Genomic DNA, 22,042 nt, shown 5'->3' with positions numbered 1-22,042 from the left:
CGGCAACTCCTCCGCCTTGCCAGGCGACGAAGCAGCCCCCGGAGGCATCCGGCCGGACTTTGCGACAGGCCCTAGCGGCGCAGCGAGGTATCGAGCTCGGGGTCGTTCTCGATCGCGTGGTCCGCGGCCCGCTGGGCGCGCACGGCGTCGTGGCGTTCGGCGAGCAGGTCGCGGATCTCGATGAGCAGTTCGGTCTCGGTCGGCTCGGCCGCCTTGGTGGTGCCGAAGCGGTTCTTGATCGTCTTCATCGGCAGCATCAGCACGAAATACAGCACGGCGGCGACCACGAAGAAGTTGATGAACGCGGTGATGATCGGGCCGACCTGGATGAAGGTCGCCGGCTTGCTCGCGATCAACTGGACGCCGAGTCCCAGCTCGTTCTGGCTGCCGAACACGGCTAGCAGGGGGTTCACGACGCCCTTGGTGACCGAGGTGACCACCGTGGTGAACGCGGTGCCCATGACGACGGCGACGGCGAGGTCGATGACGTTCCCGCGCATCAGGAACTCTTTGAACCCCTTGAACATGCGCACAACTCCGATCTGAGGTAGACGTCGAAGCATCCGATGCTAACGGCAGCCGAGGCCCGTCGTTGACTCAGCAATTGTGCGGCGAACCAGCCCTCGCCGGTGAGTAATGCGATTCGGCTATAACGCGTCAGTTGCGGCGTGCGAAGCGTCCCGCGTCGGCCTGATCACGGGGCTTGACGATGATCTGGTCGAGGTTCACATGCGACGGCCGCGAGGCGACGAAGCCGACGATCTCCGCGATGTCCTGCGCGACCAGCGGATCGATACCTTCGTAGACCTTCGCCGCGCGTTCCTCGTCGCCGTCGAAACGCACCAGCGAGAACTCGGTTTCCACTGCGCCGGGGGCGATTTCGGTGAGCCGCACCGGCCGGCCGAGCAGCTCTCCGCGCAGGGTGCGGTGCAGCACGGCCTGGGCGTGCTTGGCCGAGGTGTAGCCCGCGCCGTTGTCGTAGGCGACGAAGGCGGCGACCGAGGTGATGGTGACGATGAGGCCGTCGCCGGAGGCGATCAGCTTGGGCAGCAACGCTTTTGTGACGCGCAGCGTGCCGAGCACGTTGGTCTCCCACATCCAGCGCCAGTCGTCGAGGTCGGCGTCGGCCACCGTGGCCAGGCCCTTGGCGCCGCCCGCATTGTTGACCAGCACGTCGGCCCGCTCGACCGCGTCGGCGAAGGCGCGCACCGAGTCGTCCGAGGTCACATCGAGTTCCAGTGCGGTGCCGCCGATTTCGTCGGCGACGCGCTGCAGGCGATCGAGCCTGCGGGCGCCGACGTAGACGTGGTAGCCCTGCTTGGCCAGTTCCCGGGCGGTGGCCTCCCCGATGCCGGAGCTGGCTCCGGTGACGACAGCGCTGCGAGTGCTCATGTCTGCGATCCTAAATGCAGGCTGTTTGCGGACAGGAGCGCTGTTGCGGGGATCACCGTTAGCCTGACGTCATGGCTATACGGGACGCGGTGAGCGCGGATGGCACCAACATCGTCTATCGCGTGAGCGGTCCGGCCGACGCGCGGCCGCTGGTGATGTTGCACGGGTGGTCGGCGAATCTGCGCTGCTGGGGCCGGGCGGCCGATGATCTCGCCGCCCGCTTCCGGGTGATCGCGGTCGACCTGCGTGGCCACGGTTATTCCGACGCGCCCGCCACGGGCTACGACGATCCGAAGAACTGGGCGGCCGACGTCGCGGCCGTGCTGGCGGGGGCGGGCATCGAGTCCGGCGCGATCTTGCTCGGCTGGTCCTACGGCGGCATCGTGCTCAGCGACTACCTGACGGCCTACGGCACCGGCGCGCTCGCGGGCGCCGTGTTCACCGGTTCGCAGGCCAATATCGGGCGCGGCGTGCCCGGCGCGGCGAGCGGCGCCGCGATGCAGGCCGCGATGCCGGGTGTCTTCGAGGAGAGCGCGGGTCGCGCGGTGCGCGCGTTCGGAGCCTTCGGCAATGCCAACACCGGCCCCGGCGCGGACAAGGGCGCCGACGCCCAACGTCTGTTCGGCACCAGCCTCGCCACCGCGCCCGCGGTACGCAAGGCGCTGTTCTACCGCACCGTCGACAACACCGAAACCCTTCGCGCACTGGATATTCCGGTCTTGGTGCTGCACGGCACCGCCGACCCGGTGGTCCCGATCGAGAACGGCCGCTACGTCTTCGAGGCGGTGCCCGACGCGCGCGCCTCGTTCTGGGAGGGTGCGCAGCACGGGCTGTTCATCGAGGACCCGGCCCGCTTCGTAGGCGAGATCAGCATGTTCGCCGACAGCTTGTGAATCGGGCGAACCGGACTGGGGAAATCCGAGTCGTCCCAGGTGGCGTCGCCGCCCAGTTGTGAGTGAGTTCACCAATCGTCTGTGATAGCTCTCACTTGGCGGCGTGACGGCATGGAGGCCGGGAATGCAACGTGCACTATGGATAGTGTGAGTCAACGCCCGGACCTACGGCCGAACCGTGTCGCCGTGCTATCGGTGCACACCTCACCACTGGCTCAACCGGGCACCGGCGACGCGGGCGGCATGAACGTCTACGTGCTGCAAACCGCCCTGCAGCTGGCCCGGCGCGGCACCGAGGTGGAGATCTTCACCCGGGCCACCGCCTCCAATCTGCCGCCCGTGCAAGAAGCGGGCCCCGGCGTGCTGGTGCGCAACGTGGTGGCCGGCCCCTTCGAAGGCCTCGACAAACACGATCTGCCCACCCAGCTCTGCCCGTTCACGGCGGAAGTGCTGCGCCAAGAGGCGCGCCATCTGCCGGGCTACTACGATCTCGTGCACTCGCACTACTGGCTGTCCGGCCAGGTCGGCTGGCTGGCCAGGGACCGCTGGCGGGTGCCGCTGGTGCACACCGCGCACACGCTGGCCGCGGTCAAGAACGCCGCGCTCGCCGACGGTGACTGTCCGGAGCCGCTGACTCGCGAGATCGGCGAGAAGCAGGTGATCGCCGAGGCGGATCGGCTGGTCGCCAATACCGCGGACGAGGCCCGCCAGCTCATCGAGCTGTACGGCGCGGAGCCCGAGCGCATCGACGTGGTGCCGCCGGGCGCCGACCTGACCCGGTATCAGCCGGGCGACAAGGCCGCGGCCCGTGCGGCACTCGGCCTCGCCGCGGACGAGCAGGTGGTCGCGTTCGTCGGGCGGATCCAGCCGTTGAAGGCACCGGATGTGCTGGTGCGCGCCGCGGCCGAGGTGCTGCGCACCGATCCCACCCATAAGCTGCGCGTCCTGATCGTCGGCGGGCCCTCCGGCACCGGCCTGGATCGGCCGGACGCGCTGATCGAATTGGCCGCCGCGCTCGGCATCGCCGACCGCGTCACCTTCCTGCCGCCGCAGCCGCCGGACCGGCTGGTGCTCGTCTACCGCGCCGCCGATCTCGTCGCGGTCCCGAGTTACAACGAATCCTTCGGCCTGGTCGCGATCGAGGCCCAGGCCAGCGGCACCCCGGTGCTCGCCGCCGATGTCGGCGGGTTGGGCACCGCCGTCCGGCACGGCGAAAGCGGCCTGCTGGTGCCCGGCCATCGGACACCGGATTGGGCTGGTGCCCTGGGCTATCTGCTCGACGACCCCGAACGCCTGCGTCGAATGAGCGGGCGCGCGGTCGAGCACGCCGCCAACTTCTCCTGGGAGCACACCGCCGACGGGTTGCTGGCCAGCTACTCTGCCGCGCTGACAGATTTCCGGGCCGAGCGGGCCGGCCTCGGCGCGGGCCGGATCGCCGCGGGCAGCGGCGCGCTGCGTGCCGACGTGCGCGAGTGGGTACCTGGTGAACGCACTAACCTGGAACCGAATCAGGCCAGGTCGCGGGCGCTGTGGCGGCGCCGGATGGGAGCACGCCGGTGAACGAGGTGCAGGCAACCGCTCAGCTGATCGAGGAGACGCTGCGCGACCGGGAGATCGAATACACCCGGTCCAGTGAGGAGACGTTCGTCGTCATCCTGCCCGGTGAGCGCAAGCTCAAGACCTCGGTGATGCTCACCGTCGGCAAGCACGGGGTGCGCATCGAGTCGTTCGTCTGCCGCAAGCCGGACGAGAACTTCGAGGGCGTCTACAAATTCCTGCTGCGCCGCAATCGCAGGCTCTACTGCGTGGCGTACACGCTGGACCGGGTCGGCGACATCTACCTGGTCGGTCAGATCTCCGCGCACGCCGTCACCGCCGACGAACTCGACCGCGTTTTCGGCCAGATCCTGGAGGCGGTCGACGCCGATTTCAACGTGCTGCTCGAACTCGGTTTCGCCGAATCCATTCGCAAGGAATGGAAGTGGCGGGTCTCGCGCGGGGAATCGCTGAAAAACCTGCGCGCCTTCGAACACTTGGTAGACACCGCCGATAAACCGCGATGACCGTTCTCGCACTCGATATCGGCGCGACGAAGTTCGCGGCCGGGGTGGTGCACACCGGCAAGGAAGTGCGCGACGTGCGCCGGGTGAATGTGCCGCGCGAAGATGTCTGGGCGGCCTGTCGCGACCTGCTGCGCGCGGTGGCCGGCGAAGCGACGATCACCGCCGTTGGCATCGGCTCGGCCGGACCGGTCGACGTGCGCACCGGCATCACCGCCCCGCTGAACATCCCCGAATGGAAATCGGGCTTCGCGATCGTCGCCGCGGTGCGGGAGCTGTTCCCCACGGCGGCAATCAGATTCGCCATCGATGGCGCCTGCCTGGCGCTGGCCGAGCATCACGTCGGCGCGCTGCGCGGGGTGCCGAACGGGTTGGCGCTGACGGTCTCCTCCGGGATCGGCGGCGGGCTCATCGCGGACGGCCGGGTGGTCCTCGGGCGCACCGGCAACGCCGGTCACATCGGCCACATCGTGGTGCCCGGCTGGGACGTGCCCTGCCTGTGCGGTGGCCTCGGCTGTGTCGAGGCGGTCGCCAGCGGCATGTCCTCGGTGCGCTGGGCGGTCGCGCAGGGCTGGCCGGGCAGCACCGGCGTGCAACTCGCCGAGGACGCGCACCGCGGCAACGAGATCGCGCTCGCGGCGCTGCACCGGGCGGGTACCGCGCTCGGTCAGGCGATCGCCTCGGCCGCGGCGCTGCTCGACGTGGACCGCGTGGTGATCGGCGGTGGTTTCGCGCAATCCGGTGCGCCGCTGTGGGATCCGATGCGGGCGGCGCTGGCCGTGCACGCGCGCCTGGACTTCCTGAGCGACATCAGCGTGGTGCTGTCCGAGATCACCAACGGCGCCACCCTGGTCGGCGCGGGTGTGCTGGCGACGGGCGACGCGGGCATCGACGACCTCGGCTGACCGCAGGACACCCGTGGACCTGGCCGAGCCGGTGACCGCGGGCCGCCGGGGAACGATGTGACGGCAATTTCCGCACATGGAAAGATGGCCGCATGACGTACACCCTCGTGCTGCTGCGCCACGGCGAGAGCGAATGGAACGCCCTGAACCTGTTCACCGGCTGGGTGGACGTGCACCTGACCGACAAGGGCATCGCCGAGGGCAAGCGGGCGGGGGAGCTGATGGCCGAGCACGGCATCCTGCCCGATGTCGTCTACACCTCGCTGCTGCGCCGCGCGATCAGCACCGCGAACATCGCGCTGGACGCCGCCGACCGGCACTGGATCCCGGTGATCCGGGACTGGCGCCTCAACGAGCGGCATTACGGTGCGCTGCAAGGCAAGAACAAGGCGCAGGTCAAGGAGAAGTACGGCGACGAGCAGTTCATGCTGTGGCGCCGCAGCTACGACACCCCGCCGCCGCCGATCGACCCGGACGACGAGTACAGCCAGGAAGGCGACGCCCGCTACGCCGACATCGACGTACCGAAGACCGAATGCCTGCTCGACGTGGTGCGCCGGATGGTCCCGTACTGGGAGGACACCATCTCCAAGGACCTGCGCACCGGCAAGACCGTCCTGATCGCCGCGCACGGCAACTCGTTGCGCGCCCTGGTCAAGCACCTCGATCAGATCTCCGACGAGGACATCGCCGGCCTGAACATCCCCACCGGCATCCCGCTGCGCTACGAACTGGACGACAACCTTCGCCCGGTGCGCCCCCGCGAGTACCTGGACCCGGAAGCGGCCGCCGCGGGCGCTGCCGCCGTCGCCAACCAGGGCGGTAAGTAGCCCTTATCCTCAGCTCGGTAACGCGCCGCATCCCGGTTCGGATGCGGCGCGTTGCCATTTCAGCTCGTCGAGCCGGATGGTTGCTGAGGCAGTCGGCCTCGAGGCAGATCTGCACTGGTCAGGGTGTTCTTCGCCACACTGACCGGCTCAGTGCCAGTACTGGATGGCTAGTTCAGCGTGGTGCACAGTAAGCGTTGGTTCTCTTTTCGAGTTTGCTAGCAAAACGCGCCCTACCTGCGTGTTAGCTGAGTCATTGCCATTCGGGTTGCTATATGTGAACCTCTATTCGGAATCAGTACGTGTTACCCCTTGTCATTACCGACAAGTAGGTATGTACACTTTGGGCGTTCGACCAGCCCGAGAGGTAGATCACGTCTGATGAAGCACGCGTTGCGGTTCACAGTCGCGGCAGTTGCCGCCGCGATGCTCGTCCCGTTCCTCACCAGCGGCGCTTCGGCCGCACCGGCCCCGACCGGTCCCGACGGCGGAGCCGCAGGCGCGGCTTGGCAGGCAGCCGAGGACGGTCCGCAGCAGTATCCGAACATCCACATCGAGTGGGACGTCCCGATCACGATGAGTGACGGAACGGTGTTGAAGGGCAATGTCTATCGCCCTGCGGATGCTGCCAGCCGGCCGATCGATACGCCGACGCCCACCGTGGTCAACCTGACGCCCTACACCAAACTGGTGTCGAACCTGGCCGACCACGCCCAGTCCATCCCCGGCCTGTCCGACGCCCTGCTCGGGCTGTTCCGCGAGATCGATATGAGCGGTACCCCGCTCTCCGGCGTCACCGATCTGACCAAGGCTTTCGGCGGCGGCGAGCTGCGCAACTTCACCGTCGACCGTCAGCTCATCAAGAGCGGCTACTCCCAGGTCGTCGTCGACGTGCGCGGCACCGGCTTCTCCCAGGGCACCTGGGACATGCTGCGCCAGCGCGAACAGCAGGACACCGTCGAGGTGATCGACTGGGCCGCGCGGCAGCCCTGGTCCAACGGCCGCATCGGCATGAACGGCATCTCCTACTCCGGCATCAACCAGGTGCAGGCCGCACAGCAGAACCCGCCCGCGCTGAAGGCGATCTTCCCGGTGGTGCCCGGCAGCGACCTGATGAACGACGTGCTCGCGCCCGGCGGCGGCTTCGGCTTCAACTTCATCCCGCTGTGGCTGACCGCCATCAACGGCCTCAAGCTCGTGCCCGATCTGGCGTCGGTGCTCAACGGCCAGTTCGACACCAAGTGGCTGGCCGATCGCGTGCGGGATCCGTTGACCTTCATGGATGTCCTGCTCAACGTCTACACCACCGCGCGCGTCGAGGACCTCGATCCGCGCGCCAAGGAACTGCTCACCGGCAGCTCCCGCCCGCGCGACGGCTGGCTCAGCGATCCGTCCAAGATTCAGGTGCCGACCTTCGTCACCGGCGGCTGGCACGACCTGTTCACCTACTCGGAATCGAAGATCTACAACGAGATTCCGCTGCCCGCCGGGCAGAAGCAGCTGTTGATGGGCAACACCTACCACGTCAATTCGGGCAACGAGTACGCCAAGCCGGGCTTGCCGCCGCGGCTGGATGTGTTGCAGCGCGCGTGGTTCGACAAGTGGCTCAAGGGCATCGACAACGGCATCGATCAGTACGGCCCGGTCACGTTGCGCCAGCAGGGCGGTGGCTGGATCACCACCGGTTCGTTCGCCGACTTGAGCGTGACCGCCGATGCGCAGTCCGCGACGCATCAGCGGATGTACCTGTCCGCCACCCCCAGTGGCACCGCGAACAGCGTGTACGACGGCTCGCTCACCGCGGCCGCCAACGGCGACACCGCGCGGTTGTCCATCGCGCCCGGCCTGACCAGCCTGTGCTCCAACGACGCGGCGCAGGGCAGCGCGGGCATCCTGTCGATCATCGACGGCTGCGCCAAGGACTCCAGGATCCAGGAGACCAACGGGCTCACCTTCACCAGTGCGCCGGTCGCCGAGCCGACCTCGGTGTCCGGGCGGATCGCCGTGCGGCTCAACACCGTTCAGGACGCGGCCGACGGCTACTGGGTGGTCACCGTCAACGATGTCGCGCCGGACGGCCAGTCCACGGTGCTGTCCTCCGGGCAGATCATGGCGTCGCTGCGCGAGATCGACGAGGCCAACAGCAGCAAGTCGGCCAACGGCGACTACACCGATCCGCGGCCGTTCACCTCGCTGGAGCACCGGCAGCCGACGGTGCCCGGTGAGGCGACGACTCTCGATATCACCATGCCCGCCACCGAGGCTTTGCTGAAGCCGGGCCATCGGCTGCGCGTCGATGTCTATGCGGGCAATTTCCCGAAGGGGCTGCCGATTCTGCCGATGCTGCTCGATACCGGGCTGAAGGCGCAGCATGTGCAGCTGGATCCGAATCGGCCGAGTTTCGTGAATGTGCCGGTGCGGGGAAACCCCGGCTGGTGATGCCGGCCTGAATATCTCGCAAGGGCGCCTTCGTTTCGAATGATTCGAGCGAAGGCGCCCTTTCGCGTTTTCGGCATACCGCTGATTTCGCGAGCGACAGCTTGTGAGCATGCACGAACTTTCGCGATTTTCCAGCGCGGACCAGCGGATCTCTGCTTCCCTCCCCTTTGTTAGAGAGCAACCGTTCCCCTAAGAGAGTGGATTCAATGAGGTATGCGCTCCGCACCGCGGCCTTGGTTGTCGCGGCGGTGGCCTTGGCCCCCTTCCTTTCGCCCTCTGCGGCAGCGAGCCCCGTCGGCCCGGACGGCGGCGCGACCGGGGCGGCGTGGGCCGCGACCGAGGACGGCCCGCAGCAGTATCCGAACGTCTTCATCGAATGGGACGTGCCGATCACCATGAGCGACGGCACCGTGCTCAAGGGGAACGTCTACCACCCGGCCGACGCGGCGGGGCAACCGATTTCGACGCCGACGCCGACCGTCGTCAACATGACGCCCTACACCAAGCTCGGCTCGATGATCGCCGACAGCATGATCTCGATCCCGTGGCTGTCGGACGCGGTGCTGCAGGTGGCCCGCGACGTCGACCTGTCCGGCACGCCGTTCTCCGGCATCACCGATCTCACCAAAGCGCTCGGCGGCGGCCTGCTGCGCAACTTCACCGTGGACCGGCAGCTGATCAAGAGCGGATACACCCAGGTCGTCGTCGACGTCCGGGGAACCGGCTTCTCGCAAGGGATCTGGGACCTGCTGCGTTACCGGGAACAGCAGGACACCGTCGAGGTGATCGACTGGGCGGCCCGGCAACCGTGGTCCACCGGCGACATCGGCATGAACGGCGTCTCCTATTCGGGGCTGAACCAATTGCAGGTCGCCGCGAAGAACCCACCCGCGCTGAAGGCGATCTTCCCGGTGGTGCCGAGCCGGAATCCGTTCCGCGACTTGGTCGCACCCGGTGGTGGCTTCGGCATCACCTTCATGCCCGCGTGGCTCGCCGCGGTCAACGGCGGCAAGCTGGTGCCGGACCTGGCGTCGGTGTTGCGCGGCCAGTTCGACATGAAGTGGCTGATGGATCGGCTGGCCGATCCGTTCACCTTCGTCGACGCGCTGGTGAACGTGCTGATCACGCCGGATATCAATCAGCTCAGCCCCAAGGTGCAGGAGGTGCTGCACTCCGACAGTTCGTTCCGGCAGGCCTGGGAGACCGACCCGACCCGAATCACCGTGCCCACCTTCGTGACCGGCGGCTGGCACGACGTGTTCGTCAATTCACAGGCCGACGTGTATCGGCGGATTCCGTTGCCGCCCGGGCAGAAGCAGCTGTTCGTGGGCGACGGCTACCACATCAGCAACGGCAACGAGTCCGGTCGTCCCGGCCTGCCGCCGCGGATGGACGTGCTGCAGCGCGCCTGGTTCGACAAGTGGCTCAAGGGCATCGACAACGGCATCGATGAATACGGCCCGGTGACCGTCCGGCAGCAGGGCGGCGGCTGGATCACCGCGCCCTCGTTCCCGCAGCCGGGCGCCGAGCATCGCCGGATGTATCTGTCCGCCGTGCCGAGCGGGACCGCGACCAGCGTGCACGACGGCTCGCTGTTCGCCGCGCCGAGTCCGAGCGTGGACCGGCTCACCGTCGCGCCGGGCCTGACCGGCCTGTGCTCGCGCGACGCGGCCCAGCAGACCATCGGTGTGCTCTCGATCATCAATGCCTGCGGGATCGATTCGCGGATCCAGGAACTCAACGGGCTGACCTTCACCAGTGCGCCGGTGGCCGAGCCGACCACCATCTCCGGCCCGATCGCGGTGCGGCTCAATACGATTCAGGACGCCACCGACGGCTACTGGGTCGCCACGGTGAACGACGTTGCGCCCGACGGACAGTCGACGGTGCTGTCCTCGGGACAGCTGGTCGCCTCGCTGCGCGTCATCGACGAGGCCCGCAGCACCCGCCTGTCGAACGGCGACTACACCGACCCGGTGCCCGACCTGTCACTGGACAGCAGGCAGCCGACGGTGCCGGGACAGCCGACGGCCCTGGACATTTCGGTGCCGGGCATCGAGGCGGTGCTGCAACCGGGCCACCGGCTGCGCGTCGACGTCTACGCGGGCAACTTCCCGAAGGGCCTCCCGCCGACCCCGCTGCTGGTGGAGAGCGGTCTGCGCCCGCAGCACCTGCTGCTGGACCAGAACCAGCCAAGTTTCGTGAATATCCCGGTGCGCGGAAACCCGGGCTGGTAAACCGTAACCCGGTCTGAGCGTGCACTTATCGCCCATCAAAGCTCTATCCCGCGGGGTATGAGCGAATAGTGCCCGCTCAGGCCGGGTGCACCGGTTACTGATCCACCACGGCGAACGCCGCCTCCAGCGGCGGGAAGATGGCGCGCGCGTCCTCGCCCGCGAACCAGAGCCCGACGGTGAACACCGACACGGCCTCCAGATACTTGGCGCGATGCAGCCCGCCTGCCGAAACCGGTTGCAGCTTCAGATCTTCGACCAGGGCTGCCACCCGGGCCAGCGCGTCCGGGTCGTCACCGCACAGCGGCACCCCCAGCCTGCGCTGCTCGAACACGCGAGCATCCGACTCCCACACCTCGGCCGCGCACAGATTGAACGCCTTCACCACGTGCGCCGTCGGCGCCGCCGCCGCGATGCGTTCGGCGACAGCCTCTTCCGACAGCACGAACGCCGTCGCCCCCTCGGGCGCGGCCGCGTCCGGCTCGTAAGCATTGGTGCAGTCGACCACGGTCCGCCCGTCGAGCAGCCCGTCGACCGTCCGCAACACCTCGTCCAACGCGTCCACCGGCAGCGCCAGCAACACCACCTCGCCGAACTCCGCGGCGTCGCGAATACTTCCGGCCTGCGCCCCGATCGCGGCCGCCAACTCCGCGGCCGCGGCCGACGACCTGGCACCGATGCGGACCTCGTGACCCGCCGCGACCCATCCACCGCCGAGCGCCCGCGCCATCGCCCCGGCGCCGATGATTCCGATTCGCATATCCACTCCTAGCTCGAAAGGTCTCGGTACAAACGCTAGGAAGATCGATAGGCACCTGCGGGTGCCCAACAACGCTGGCATGCTGGTGGCATGACCGCCGTGCACGCCGAGCCGATCACCGCCGAACGGGTGGAGTTCACGCCCTACGGCGACTTCGAGTCCGATTGCCCGGCCCGGATGGGCGTCGACGTCTTCGGAAACTCCTGGCTACCGGTCGTCGTCTACATGCTCCGCGAGGGCCCGATGCGCCCGAGCGACCTGCGCGCGTCGATCGGCGGCATCAGCCAGAAGATGCTGACGCAGACCCTGCGCCGGATGGAGCGGATGACCCTCATCGAACGCCACCGCTACGCCGAGGCCCCGCCCCGCGTCGAATACCGCCTCACCGAAGCAGGCCGAGACCTGCTCACCCCCATCTACGCCCTCGGCGAATGGGTGGACAAACATGGCCCCGCCGTCAGCGCAGGGCTCGCCGGCCCCGACGAAGACGACTGAGCTCGTAAGCAAAATGGAAGACCAGTGATCTCGCCGGCACATGGGTAACTCACCGGGTACCAGCTAACTCCTTCGACGACCCCTCCGCCGCCCGCCGACGGCACGCACACCGCACCTGAATCCGGCCTGAAGTCCCGGAGCGGCGTAACAGTACGTAAACGGCGGGCTAACAGGGTCGTAAGTAGCTATGACCTGCACGAAACATCGTGCACCCGGAGTTGGATACGTCCTACGCGACCGTACGATTCAAGTGTGAGTGTTCCGCAAGCCGTGCTACTGGCAGTCCTTGCGGCTGTCGTAGGTCTGGCAGTCGGCGGGCTACTTATCCCCTATATGAACGCCAGGCAGCAGGCCAGGCGTCAGGCCGACTCCGGCCTGACGATGTCGCAGGTGCTCGACCTGATCGTGCTCGCCTCCGAGAGCGGCATCGCGGTGGTCGACGAGTACCGCGACGTGGTGCTGGTGAATCCGCGCGCCGAAGAGCTCGGCCTGGTCCGCAACCGCCTGCTCGACGAGCGCGCCTGGGCCGCGGTGGAGAAGGTGCTGGCCACCGGCGAGTCCGCCGAGTTCGACCTCACCGCGAAGAATCCGGTGCCCGGCCGCGGCCGCATCGCGGTGCGTGGCGTGGCCCGCCAGCTATCGCGCGAGGACACCAACTTCACCGTGCTCTTCGCCGACGACGACTCCGAGCAAGCCCGGATGGAGGCCACCCGGCGCGACTTCGTGGCCAACGTCAGCCACGAACTCAAGACCCCGGTCGGCGCGATGAGCCTGCTGGCCGAGGCCATGCTCGAATCCGCCGAGGATCCCGAGGCGGTGCGCCACTTCGGGCAGCGGGTACTCGGCGAATCGCGGCGGCTCGGCAAAATGGTGACCGAACTCATCGCGCTGTCCCGGCTGCAGGGTGCGGAGAAGCTGCCCGAGCTCGAAGTGGTCGACGTGGACACCGTGGTGATGCAGGCGGTGGACCGCTCGCGCACCGCCGCCGAGGCCGCGGGCATCACCGTCAGCACCGACCGGCCCAGCGGGCTCGAGGTGCTCGGCGACGAAACCTTGCTGGTCACAGCCCTATCGAACCTGGTGGAGAACGCGATAGCGTACTCACCGGCCGGCTCACACGTGTCGGTGAGCCGTTCCCTACGCGGCGACCATGTCGCCATGGCGGTGACCGATCGCGGCATCGGTATCGCCAAGGAAGACCAAGAGCGGGTGTTCGAACGTTTCTTCCGGTCCGATAAGGCCCGCTCGCGCGCCACCGGCGGTACCGGCCTCGGCCTGGCTATCGTCAAGCACGTGGCTGCCAACCACAACGGTGAGATCACGTTGTGGAGCAAGCTGGGCACCGGTTCGACGTTCACCCTGCGAATACCTGCCCACCACGAGGCCGACGGAGAAGAGGATTCCGCCGGTCCGACGGTGAGCATGAGAGAAACAAGCCCGCGCCCCTCGGGGCCGGGCCGACCCAATGGTGTGGAGGCACGCAGATGACGAGTGTGTTGATCGTCGAGGATGAGGAGTCGCTGGCCGATCCGCTCGCGTTCCTGCTGCGCAAGGAGGGTTTCGAGGTCACCGTTGTCGGTGACGGACCATCCGCGCTCGCCGAGTTCGATCGGTCCGGTGCCGACATCGTGCTGCTCGATCTCATGCTGCCAGGCATGAGCGGCACGGACGTGTGCAAGCAGTTGCGCACCCGCAGCGGCGTACCGGTGATCATGGTGACGGCAAGGGACAGCGAGATCGACAAGGTGGTCGGGCTGGAGCTCGGCGCCGACGACTACGTGACGAAGCCATACTCGGCGCGCGAGCTGATCGCGCGCATTCGGGCCGTGCTGCGCCGCGGCGCGGGCGACGAGTTGGACGGCACCAATGAGAGCGGCGTGCTGGAAGCGGGCCCCGTCCGGATGGATGTGGACCGCCACACCGTGCTGGTGAACGGCAAGCCGGTGACGTTGCCGCTCAAGGAATTCGACCTGCTCGAATACCTGCTGCGCAACTCCGGCCGGGTGCTCACCCGGGGCCAGCTGATCGATCGCGTCTGGGGCGCCGACTACGTCGGCGACACCAAAACCCTCGACGTGCACGTGAAGCGGCTGCGCTCGAAGATCGAGGCAGACCCGGCCAAGCCGGAACATCTGGTCACGGTCCGCGGACTGGGCTACAAACTCGAAGCGTGAGCTGACAAAGCTACGGCCGAGGGCGCTGCGAAGCCCTCGGCCGTAGTTTCGTTATGCAGTTCTAGTTTTTACGGCAGGTAGGTCCAGGTCGGGCCGACGCCGGGGACGTCGATCTTGCGCAACGAGATCCAGCCCAGGTCGTCTTCCTGCATGCAGTCGTAGACGTCCGCGGCGTTGGTGCCGCGGCAGGCGATGGTGCGCGAGGTGCCGTACGGGCTCATGATCAGGTTCTTGCCCACCTTGGCGGCGTTCATGGCGTCGGGGGTGTTGGCGGGCAGGAAGTCGGCGGTGAAATCGGCGTACTTGGCGGGATCACCGTTCGGCTCGGCGTGCGCGATGGCGGGGAGACAGAGTGCGGCGCCGAGGGAAACGGCGGCCAGGGTCAAAACTTTCTTGGACATGACCGCACATCAAACCGCAAACGGGTGAAGATCGCATGCCCTACAGGTGAACGGGGTGCAAGCTCGCATTCCGAGGGGCTCACCCGGTCGCGGTGTTCGAACTGTCGCGCATCCGGTCCGCGTGCACCGTCGCAGGATGAATCGCGATGAGGCCGAGCCCCGCTCGACGCTTGCAGTGCCTGGCCAGTTCGTCGTAGGCCGGAGCGCCGAGCAGCTCCTTCAGTTCCGGACCGTAGGACTGCCACACCGGTCGCGTGCCGACGTGGGCATCGGGCGAGCCGGAGCAGTACCAGTCCAGGTCCTCGCCGCCGGCACCCCAGCCGCGCCGGTCGTACTCGGTGACCGTGGTGCGCAGGATCTGCACGCCGTCGGGCCGGTCCACCCACTCCTGGGTGCGCCGGATCGGCAGCTGCCAGCACACGTCCGGCTTCACCTCGAGCGGTTCGATGCCGCGGCGCAGCGCCATGGAGTGCAGCGAGCAGCCGACACCGCCCGCGAAGCCGGGCCGATTGAGGAAGATGCACGCGCCGTCGAACCGGCGGGTGCGCAGCGCGGGCTCGTCCTCGAGCTCGTCGAGCTCCAGGTAGCCCTTCTTGGTGACCTTGCCCGCGGCGTCGGTCGCCTCGCCCATCAGCTGCCAATCCGCTGGTGTGAGCATTTTCACAGCGTTCTGCAGGCGCTTGCGGTCGTCCTTGTCGGACAGGAACGCGCCGTGCGAGCAGCACCCGTCATCGGGGCGCTCGGCGATGATGCCCTGGCAGGCCGAGGTGCCGAAGACGCACGTCCAGCTCGACAGTAGCCAGGTCAGATCCGCGACGATCAGATGCTCGTCGTTTGCTGGATCGACGAACTCGATCCATTCGCGGGGGAAATCCATGTCGACTTCGGGACTCGGATCGATCTTCCCCGCTGGTCGGGGCCGCGCCGGCCCACTCGCTGATGCGCCTACCGTCACACCTCGGAACGCTAACAGTTCAGTCGCTTAACCTATAGGACCGGATCACCCAGTACCGTGTTCTTGTGCGGCTTGGGGTACTCGATGTCGGAAGCAATACCGTCCACCTGCTGGTGGTGGACGCGCATCGGGGTGGTCACCCCATGCCGATGAGCTCTACCAAGGCCACTTTACGGCTGTCGGAGAACATCGATAACGAGGGCCGGATCACCGAGGCGGGCGCCCAGCGGCTGATCGCCACGGTCGCCGAATTCGCCAGCATCGCTGAGACTTCCCGGTGCGTCGAGCTGATGCCGTTCGCCACCTCCGCGCTGCGCGAGGCGACCAATTCCGAGGACGTGCTCGCCCGGGTCCGCGCGCAGACCGGCGTCGATCTGCAGGTGCTCTCCGGCGTCGACGAGGCGCGGTTGACCTTCCTCGCGGTGCGCCGCTGGTTCGGCTGGAGCGCGGGGCGCATCCTCAATCTCGACATCGGCGGCGGCTCGCTGGAAATGACCAACGGCGGCGACGAGGAACCCGATGTCTCGCTGTCCCTGCAGCTCGGTGCCGGACGGTTGACCAGAGAGTGGCTGCGCGAGGATCCGCCGGGCAAGCGCCGGGTCAATGTGCTGCGCGACTGGCTCGACGCGGAGCTCACCCTGCCCGCCAAACAGCTGCTCGACGCCGGTAAACCGGACCTGGCCGTCGGCACCTCGAAGACCTTCCGCTCGCTGGCCAGGCTGACCGGAGCGGCACCCTCGGCGGCGGGCCCGCGGGTGCGCCGTACACTCACCAGCTCAGGTCTGCGCCAGCTGATTGCGTTCATCTCGCGGATGACGGCCGCGGACCGTGCAGAATTGGAAGGCGTAAGTTCCGATCGGTCACAGCAATTGGTGGCTGGCGCATTGGTCGCGGAGGCGAGTATGCGGGCACTATCGCTGGAATCCCTGGAGATTTGTCCATGGGCGCTGCGAGAAGGACTGATCCTGCGCAAACTGGATACCGACATGAATGGCGGACCCCGAGCAACCTGCTTACCGGGCCCGGCGACCGACAGCGGCGACCCGGTGCTCAATGCTGCCGTGCTACCGGGGCCGATAGGGACGGTGTCGTCATGAGTGGGCGTACCGGTGAGGTGCAGTCATGAGTGAGCGCAGCGAACGAATCGTGTTACAGCGTGCTTCGCTCGTGACGGAGCCGAGCGCCAGCGAGGTGCAGTCATGAGTGATGATTCCAAACAGCTATCGGTCGCTGAGCTGCTGGCCCGCAACGGGCAGCAGGGCGCGTCTTCCGCGGGTGGTGGCCGACGCCGCCGCGGTGGTCGCGGGATCTCGGTGGCCGAGCTGACCGGTGACATGCCTGTCATCGGCAGCGGTCACTCCTCGCACGCCGCGCCCGACGCCGACGTGCCCGACGAACCGGTCTACGAGGCCCCGGCCTACGAACCGCCTGCGCCGGAACCTGTCTCATACGCGCCACCCGCGCCGGACCCCGCGGCGTATTCACCGATCTCCGGGCCGATCTCGATGTACGACCCGCTCGCCGCGTACGCCCAGCCCGAGCCGGCCGCCGACCCGTTGCCGGGCCGATCCAACCGGGTGATGCCCGGCCGGGAGATGCCGGCCTCGCGGCACGGCGCCCCCGCCGATCCGCTGTCCTCGCGCACGCCGGTCGACGACCTGTACGCCCCCTCGCCCAACCCGTACGCGCCGTCACCCAATCCGTACGCGCCGTCGCCCAATCCCTACGCGAGCGACCCGGTAGCCGACGAGCCCCCGCCGCCGCGCTCCGGTCGCCGCCGCAGGCAGGACGACCACGACGACGCCACCACCGAGGTGCGCCCGCTGCGTGAGGTCGCCGCGCCCGACCCGGGTGGACGGGGCGCGACCAACGGCCGCGCCGAGCGCAACGGCGCCACCGGCGGCCGCGCCGCCCGCCGTCGCGCCGCCGAGGCCGAGGCCGAAGAGGCCGCACCGTCGACCGCAGCTTGGTCGCCGTCGGCCGCGGATTACGAGCCCGAACTGCCGGAGTCGCGAGCCACGGCACCGTGGGCGCCGACGCCCGAGCCGCCGCCGGAACCGCCGCGAAGATCACCACAGCGCAACGGGTCCGCCGAGGGCGCCCTGCCCGCCTGGTCGGCGCGAAGACGCAAACCCGATGCGCCACAACGCAATGACCCGCCGCCCGAGGTCGAGGGTATTTCGACCGCCGCGTGGTCGCTGGCCAGCCAGGATCAGCAGCTCGTTTCCGGCCAGACGGTCGCGGGCGATCTGCTCAGGGACGGTGTCGAGCGGGCTGAACGCGCGGGCGCCGAACGTGCGGCCGACGCCGCCGGGCGGGGCAAACGCGGTCGCGGCAAACGCGATTCGGGCCGCGCCCCGGTCGATGAGCTCGAGATGTACGACGGCAAGACCGATTTCTTCGAGCCGGTCGACCTGGACGCCGAGCACGACCTCGACGACCTCGACGAGGACGAGCAGTCCGAACACGCCACGCCGCGCCGGTCGGCCCGGGCGGCCAGGAAGGCCGAGTACGACGCCAACCGCCGCCAGTGGATGATCCTGGGTGGTCAGAGCACCGGCGCGGCCGTCGCGGGCATGCTGCTGTTCAAGGGTTTCGAGCGGATGTGGGAGATGCTCCCCTGGGTGGCGCTGGCCCTGGCGATGATCGTGATCCTCGGTCTGGTGGCGCTGGTACGGATCCTGCGCCGGACCGACGACGTGCTGAGCACTGTGATTGCTGTCGTTGTCGGCGTATTCGTCACGCTGGGGCCGCTAGCCTTTCTGCTCAGTACGAACTGAGGCAGGGAGCGCCAGTGGGGAAAACCGGACAGGCAGACCAGACCAGGGTGCACCGCGCCCCCGCTGCCGGGGCGCGACCCGCGGCGGTCACGCCGGGGGAGTCCGAGGGTGCGCCGGATCGGCGCCAGATCCTCGTCGGGCTCTCCACCGCGTCGGTGTACCCGCAGAACACCGAGGCGGCCTTCCGGTACGCGGCCGAACTCGGTTACGACGGCATCGAATTGATGGTCTGGGCCGAACCGGCCAGCCAGAGCATCGCCACCGTGCAGTCCTATGCCCGCAAGTACGACGTGCCGGTGATCGCGATCCACGCGCCGTGCCTGCTGATCTCGCAGCGGGTGTGGGGCTCGGATCCGGTCGCCAAGCTCGAGCGCAGCGTGCGCACCGCCGAGGCACTCGGTGCGCGCACCGTGGTGGTGCATCCGCCGTTCCGCTGGCAGCGGCGCTACGCCGAGAACTTCGCCGAGCAGGTCGCCGAGCTCGAGGAACACAGCCCGGTCATCGTCGCGGTGGAGAACATGTTCCCGATGCGGGCCGACACCCTGTTCGGGCGCGGCGCCCGCTCGGTCAAACGGCTGGAGCGCCGGGGCGGGCCGGGCGTCGGGCTCACCGCGTTCAGTCCGTCCTATGACCCGACCGACACCGGTTTCGAGCACTACACCCTCGATCTCTCGCACACCGCCACCGCGGGTGCGGACCCCCTGGCGCTGGCCGCCCGGATGGGCCAGGGCCTGGCGCACCTGCATCTGGCCGACGGCCGCGGCGCCGCGCACGACGAGCATCTGGTCCCCGGCGAAGGCACCCAGCCGTGCGTCGAGGTGTGTGACACGTTGGTACGCAACGGTTTCGCCGGTCAGGCGGTCGCCGAGATCAACACCCAGAACGCCCGGACCACGCAGGCCCGCGCGGCCATGCTGCACCGCACCCTCGCCTTCGCGCGGCTGCATCTCAACGGCCAGACCGCGCCCGCGCCGACCTCGGCCCGGCACGCCTGATTCGGCGCTACGCCTGATTCGGGACTGTGACGCAAGTCGCCGCCGTCCGGCCGAGGGGAATGCGCGTGCGGAGCCCGCTCGTTCTACGCTGTACGAACGCCGCGTATCAGCAAGCCTGATCGCCGACGCGGCAGCTGGACGACAGGAGTGACGATGACAACGGAGCTGGGACTGACACAGGTCACCGCGACCGATGCCCCGTTCAGCCAGGTACTCACGTTGACCGAGTTGGCCCCGAACATTCCCGATACCGGCAGCTACCTGGGCACCATCGGTAAGACCTGGACGATCGGCAGGAAGGTGCACGGCGGCACCATGGTCGCGGCCAGCGCGTCGGCGGGCCTGAAATGGTTGCGCACGGCCGATCCCGCGCTGGCCGACATGGCGCCTATCGTCGCCAGCTCCGACTTCCTCGGCGCACCCGATCCGGGCGACGTCGAGTACGAGGTGCACATCCGCAAGATCGGCCGTCAGATCTGCCTGGCCGACGTGAACCTGATCCAGAACGGCCGCACGCTGGTGCGCACCGCCCTCACCTTCGGCCACCTCGACGACGCCGAGCCGCGGTTCGCGCGCGAGCACAGCGACATGCCCGTCGAGCCACCGGCCGACGCGGTCGGCTACCAGCCGGGCTCCCCGATGGGCCGGGTCGTGCACGTCGGCCAGGCCGCCGACCTCTACATCGACCGCGAGTGGGCCCGCTTCCTCGACGGCGAAACCGCCGAACCGCGCCTGCGCCTGTGGATGCGCCCGCGGCCCGCCGACGAGCAGGACCCGGACGTCGCCATGTTCTTCGCGATGATGGCCACCGACATCAGCCCGCCGGTCCCGTACAACCTCGGCCACTACGGCTGGTCGCCCACCGTCCAGATGGTCAGCTTCCTGCGCCGCAAGCCCGCCCCCGGCTGGCTGCGCGTCATCGCGACCACCCACGAGGTCGGCGGCCGCATGTTCGACGAGGACCAGCTGGTGCTCGACAGCACGGGCGCCGTGGTCGCACAGAGCCGCCAGCTGGCGCTGATTCCGCAGCGATGAGTGCCGTCTAGCCTTAACCCCCATGACGAGAATTGCGGTTATCGGTGGCGGGCGCATAGGGGAGGCGCTTATTGCGGGTCTGCTCGAATCGGGGCGGCTGGCGAAGGACCTGGTTGTCGTCGAGACCTTTCCGGAGCGCGGTGCGCAGATCGCCGAGCGCTTCGGCGTGCGGGTGACCGATTCGGTGGCCGATGCCGCGGTCGGTGCGGACCTGCTGGTCGTCGCGGTCAAGCCCGCGGACGTGGACGCGGTGATGACCGCGCTGGGCAAGGCCGCCCTCAGCGACGATCCGAGCGTGGGCAACGATCGGGACCAGATCCTCGTCTCGCTGGCCGCGGGCGTGCCGACGGCGCGGTTGGAGGCGAAGCTGCCCGCCGGTTTCCCGGTGGTCCGGGTGATGCCGAATACCCCGATGCTGGTCGGCCAGGGCATGAGCGTCATCGCACCGGGGCGGCACACGCGACCGCCGCAGCTGGAGCTGGTGACCGAGGTGCTCGGCGCGGTCGGCAAGGTGGTGACCGTCGCGGAGTCGCAGATGGACGCGGTCACCGCGGTTTCCGGCTCGGGGCCCGCCTACTTTTTCCTGGTCGTCGAGGCCATGGTGGACGCGGGCGTCGGGCTCGGCCTGACCCGCGAGGTGGCCACCCAGCTGGTGGTGCAGACCATGGTCGGCGCGGCGGCGCTGCTCGACGAGTCCGAGCAGAGCGCGGTGGAGTTGCGGGCCGCGGTCACCTCACCGGCGGGCACCACCGCCGCCGCGATCCGCGAGCTCGAGCGTGGCGGGGTCCGTTCGGCCTTCCTGGAGGCGCTGCACGCCGCGAAGCAGCGTTCCGCCGAGCAGGGGACCGCCGCAGACTAACAGCGCGCGACCGGTTGGTTTCCGAAGGGAAAAGCTGATTTCTCACTCCCGTCGCAGTAACACCACTGGTCCCGCTAAGCTTCAAGGAGCACGTGCGTGTCTGTTCCGCCGGTGGGGAAGCCGGCGGCGCGGACGTGCCGGAGGTCAATGGTGCAATGATGTCTAACAAGATGTCTGCAAGTAGCTCAGGAAGTTCGAGTGGCTCAGGTCCCTCAGGCGCCCGGGCTGGTTCCCGGACGCAAGGTGGTTCCGGGTCGCAGGGTCAACCCATGCTCGGCGGCACTCAGTTCCTCACGGTCGCCGAGGTGGCGAGCCTGATGCGAGTGTCCAAGATGACGGTGTACCGGCTTGTGCATTCCGGTGAGTTGCCCGCGGTGCGGGTGGGTCGTTCGTTCCGGGTACACGCCAAAGCGGTACACGACTATCTGGAGACGTCCTACTTCGACGCCGGATGAACGACTGATCCCACCGCGCTCCACGGGGTGCGGCCCGCCGACGGACCGGGTCCGGCGGCGTTGGATCAGGCGGTTTCGAAGCTAGCTGGACGTGCCGGTACGATGGACCCTCGGTTCGTGTTCGCCCGCCGGTGGCATCGCTTTGTGGTGTCCGGTGGTACCCGGCGGCGCGGACACTGGGCGTGAGGCTTGCCGAGCGACCGGTCAGTTGGCGTACGTGTGTAGCGTGCGCGCCGAGTAGAGAGACGCGAGGAACAACCCTATGGGTTCTGTGATCAAGAAGCGCCGCAAGCGCATGTCGAAGAAGAAGCACCGCAAGCTGCTTCGCCGCACACGCGTGCAGCGGCGCAAACTCGGCAAGTAAGCGCTGCGCGTCAGCTCGA

Annotated in this window: 22 protein-coding genes; 17 read left to right on the top strand and 5 right to left on the bottom strand. The window is 68.2% G+C overall.

Going from position 1 to position 22,042, the window contains the following annotated elements; translation table 11 throughout:
• Window positions 1–71: 71 nt before the first annotated feature.
• Both mscL and IBX18_RS01620 read right to left on the bottom strand, forming a co-directional pair.
• The gene (mscL, locus tag IBX18_RS01625; protein WP_194832006.1) at window positions 72–527 is read right to left on the bottom strand and encodes a large conductance mechanosensitive channel protein MscL; all 456 of its coding nucleotides are present in this window, start codon (window positions 525–527) and stop codon (window positions 72–74) included.
• Between the two features lie 130 nt (window positions 528–657).
• Complete coding sequence (locus IBX18_RS01620) at window positions 658–1,392, bottom strand: SDR family NAD(P)-dependent oxidoreductase (protein WP_194832005.1); 735 nt, start codon at window positions 1,390–1,392, stop codon at window positions 658–660.
• A 71-nt stretch (window positions 1,393–1,463) separates the two neighbouring features.
• Between IBX18_RS01620 and IBX18_RS01615 the strand changes: the two genes are divergently transcribed.
• The 7 genes from IBX18_RS01615 to IBX18_RS01585 all read left to right on the top strand — a co-directional run bounded on the left by IBX18_RS01615 (window position 1,464) and on the right by IBX18_RS01585 (window position 10,753).
• The gene (locus tag IBX18_RS01615) at window positions 1,464–2,285 is read left to right on the top strand and encodes an alpha/beta fold hydrolase (protein WP_194832004.1); all 822 of its coding nucleotides are present in this window, start codon (window positions 1,464–1,466) and stop codon (window positions 2,283–2,285) included.
• Window positions 2,286–2,423: 138 nt separating this feature from the next.
• Window positions 2,424–3,845 (top strand): D-inositol-3-phosphate glycosyltransferase, encoded by a 1,422-nt coding sequence (gene mshA, locus IBX18_RS01610; RefSeq protein ID WP_194832003.1) that lies wholly within the window; start codon window positions 2,424–2,426, stop codon window positions 3,843–3,845.
• Between the two features lie 5 nt (window positions 3,846–3,850).
• On the top strand, window positions 3,851–4,348 hold the full coding sequence (locus IBX18_RS01605) for a YbjN domain-containing protein (RefSeq protein WP_194832691.1): 498 nt from the start codon (window positions 3,851–3,853) through the stop codon (window positions 4,346–4,348).
• On the top strand, window positions 4,345–5,250 hold the full coding sequence (locus IBX18_RS01600) for an ROK family protein (RefSeq protein ID WP_194832002.1): 906 nt from the start codon (window positions 4,345–4,347) through the stop codon (window positions 5,248–5,250). The genes IBX18_RS01605 and IBX18_RS01600 overlap by 4 nt, the downstream gene beginning before the upstream one ends.
• 92 nt (window positions 5,251–5,342) lie before the next feature.
• On the top strand, window positions 5,343–6,080 hold the full coding sequence (locus tag IBX18_RS01595; protein ID WP_194832001.1) for a phosphoglyceromutase: 738 nt from the start codon (window positions 5,343–5,345) through the stop codon (window positions 6,078–6,080).
• A gap of 378 nt (window positions 6,081–6,458) precedes the next feature.
• On the top strand, window positions 6,459–8,516 hold the full coding sequence (locus IBX18_RS01590) for a CocE/NonD family hydrolase (RefSeq protein WP_194832000.1): 2,058 nt from the start codon (window positions 6,459–6,461) through the stop codon (window positions 8,514–8,516).
• Window positions 8,517–8,722: 206 nt separating this feature from the next.
• Window positions 8,723–10,753: a CocE/NonD family hydrolase gene (locus IBX18_RS01585; protein WP_194831999.1), complete on the top strand. Its 2,031-nt coding sequence runs from the start codon at window positions 8,723–8,725 to the stop codon at window positions 10,751–10,753.
• Between the two features lie 94 nt (window positions 10,754–10,847).
• Here the strand turns inward: IBX18_RS01585 and IBX18_RS01580 are convergent, their stop codons facing one another.
• Window positions 10,848–11,510, bottom strand: a complete 663-nt coding sequence (locus tag IBX18_RS01580) for an NADPH-dependent F420 reductase (RefSeq protein WP_194831998.1) — start codon at window positions 11,508–11,510, stop codon at window positions 10,848–10,850.
• Between the two features lie 90 nt (window positions 11,511–11,600).
• Here IBX18_RS01580 and IBX18_RS01575 point away from each other — a divergent pair, with 90 nt between their 5' ends.
• The 3 genes from IBX18_RS01575 to IBX18_RS01565 all read left to right on the top strand — a co-directional run bounded on the left by IBX18_RS01575 (window position 11,601) and on the right by IBX18_RS01565 (window position 14,179).
• The gene (locus IBX18_RS01575; RefSeq protein ID WP_194831997.1) at window positions 11,601–12,005 is read left to right on the top strand and encodes a helix-turn-helix domain-containing protein; all 405 of its coding nucleotides are present in this window, start codon (window positions 11,601–11,603) and stop codon (window positions 12,003–12,005) included.
• 252 nt (window positions 12,006–12,257) lie between these two features.
• On the top strand, window positions 12,258–13,493 hold the full coding sequence (locus IBX18_RS01570) for a cell wall metabolism sensor histidine kinase WalK (RefSeq protein ID WP_135233643.1): 1,236 nt from the start codon (window positions 12,258–12,260) through the stop codon (window positions 13,491–13,493).
• Window positions 13,490–14,179 carry a response regulator transcription factor gene (locus tag IBX18_RS01565; protein ID WP_069160635.1) on the top strand — a complete coding sequence of 230 codons (690 nt, stop codon included), beginning with the start codon at window positions 13,490–13,492 and terminating at the stop codon, window positions 14,177–14,179. The genes IBX18_RS01570 and IBX18_RS01565 overlap by 4 nt, the downstream gene beginning before the upstream one ends.
• A gap of 68 nt (window positions 14,180–14,247) precedes the next feature.
• Here IBX18_RS01565 and IBX18_RS01560 read toward each other — a convergent pair whose 3' ends face one another.
• Complete coding sequence (locus tag IBX18_RS01560) at window positions 14,248–14,580, bottom strand: hypothetical protein (RefSeq protein ID WP_228540250.1); 333 nt, start codon at window positions 14,578–14,580, stop codon at window positions 14,248–14,250.
• A 79-nt stretch (window positions 14,581–14,659) separates the two neighbouring features.
• Window positions 14,660–15,457, bottom strand: a complete 798-nt coding sequence (locus IBX18_RS01555) for a hypothetical protein (protein ID WP_194831996.1) — start codon at window positions 15,455–15,457, stop codon at window positions 14,660–14,662.
• Between the two features lie 143 nt (window positions 15,458–15,600).
• On the opposite strand from IBX18_RS01555, the gene IBX18_RS01550 reads away from it, so the two are divergent.
• From IBX18_RS01550 to IBX18_RS01520, 7 genes are all read left to right on the top strand, one after another.
• Window positions 15,601–16,632 carry a Ppx/GppA phosphatase family protein gene (locus tag IBX18_RS01550; RefSeq protein WP_306796089.1) on the top strand — a complete coding sequence of 344 codons (1,032 nt, stop codon included), beginning with the start codon at window positions 15,601–15,603 and terminating at the stop codon, window positions 16,630–16,632.
• 102 nt (window positions 16,633–16,734) lie between these two features.
• Complete coding sequence (locus IBX18_RS41875; protein ID WP_228540249.1) at window positions 16,735–18,315, top strand: hypothetical protein; 1,581 nt, start codon at window positions 16,735–16,737, stop codon at window positions 18,313–18,315.
• A gap of 128 nt (window positions 18,316–18,443) precedes the next feature.
• Window positions 18,444–19,310 (top strand): sugar phosphate isomerase/epimerase, encoded by an 867-nt coding sequence (locus IBX18_RS01540; protein ID WP_194832690.1) that lies wholly within the window; start codon window positions 18,444–18,446, stop codon window positions 19,308–19,310.
• A gap of 153 nt (window positions 19,311–19,463) precedes the next feature.
• On the top strand, window positions 19,464–20,345 hold the full coding sequence (locus IBX18_RS01535) for a thioesterase family protein (RefSeq protein WP_194831995.1): 882 nt from the start codon (window positions 19,464–19,466) through the stop codon (window positions 20,343–20,345).
• Window positions 20,346–20,367: 22 nt separating this feature from the next.
• Window positions 20,368–21,204 carry a pyrroline-5-carboxylate reductase gene (gene proC / locus IBX18_RS01530; protein ID WP_194831994.1) on the top strand — a complete coding sequence of 279 codons (837 nt, stop codon included), beginning with the start codon at window positions 20,368–20,370 and terminating at the stop codon, window positions 21,202–21,204.
• A gap of 170 nt (window positions 21,205–21,374) precedes the next feature.
• A complete protein-coding gene (locus IBX18_RS01525; RefSeq protein ID WP_370465384.1) occupies window positions 21,375–21,659 on the top strand; it encodes a helix-turn-helix domain-containing protein in 285 nt (94 codons plus the stop codon).
• 262 nt (window positions 21,660–21,921) lie between these two features.
• Window positions 21,922–22,023, top strand: a complete 102-nt coding sequence (locus tag IBX18_RS01520; protein ID WP_003402602.1) for a 30S ribosomal protein bS22 — start codon at window positions 21,922–21,924, stop codon at window positions 22,021–22,023.
• Window positions 22,024–22,042: the final 19 nt, after the last annotated feature.

It is taken from the genome of Nocardia sp. XZ_19_369, from assembly GCF_015355715.1.
Classification (GTDB): domain Bacteria; phylum Actinomycetota; class Actinomycetes; order Mycobacteriales; family Mycobacteriaceae; genus Nocardia.
The sequence above is the reverse complement of the archived record's forward strand: the minus strand, read 5'-3'. Positions and strand labels throughout refer to the sequence as shown.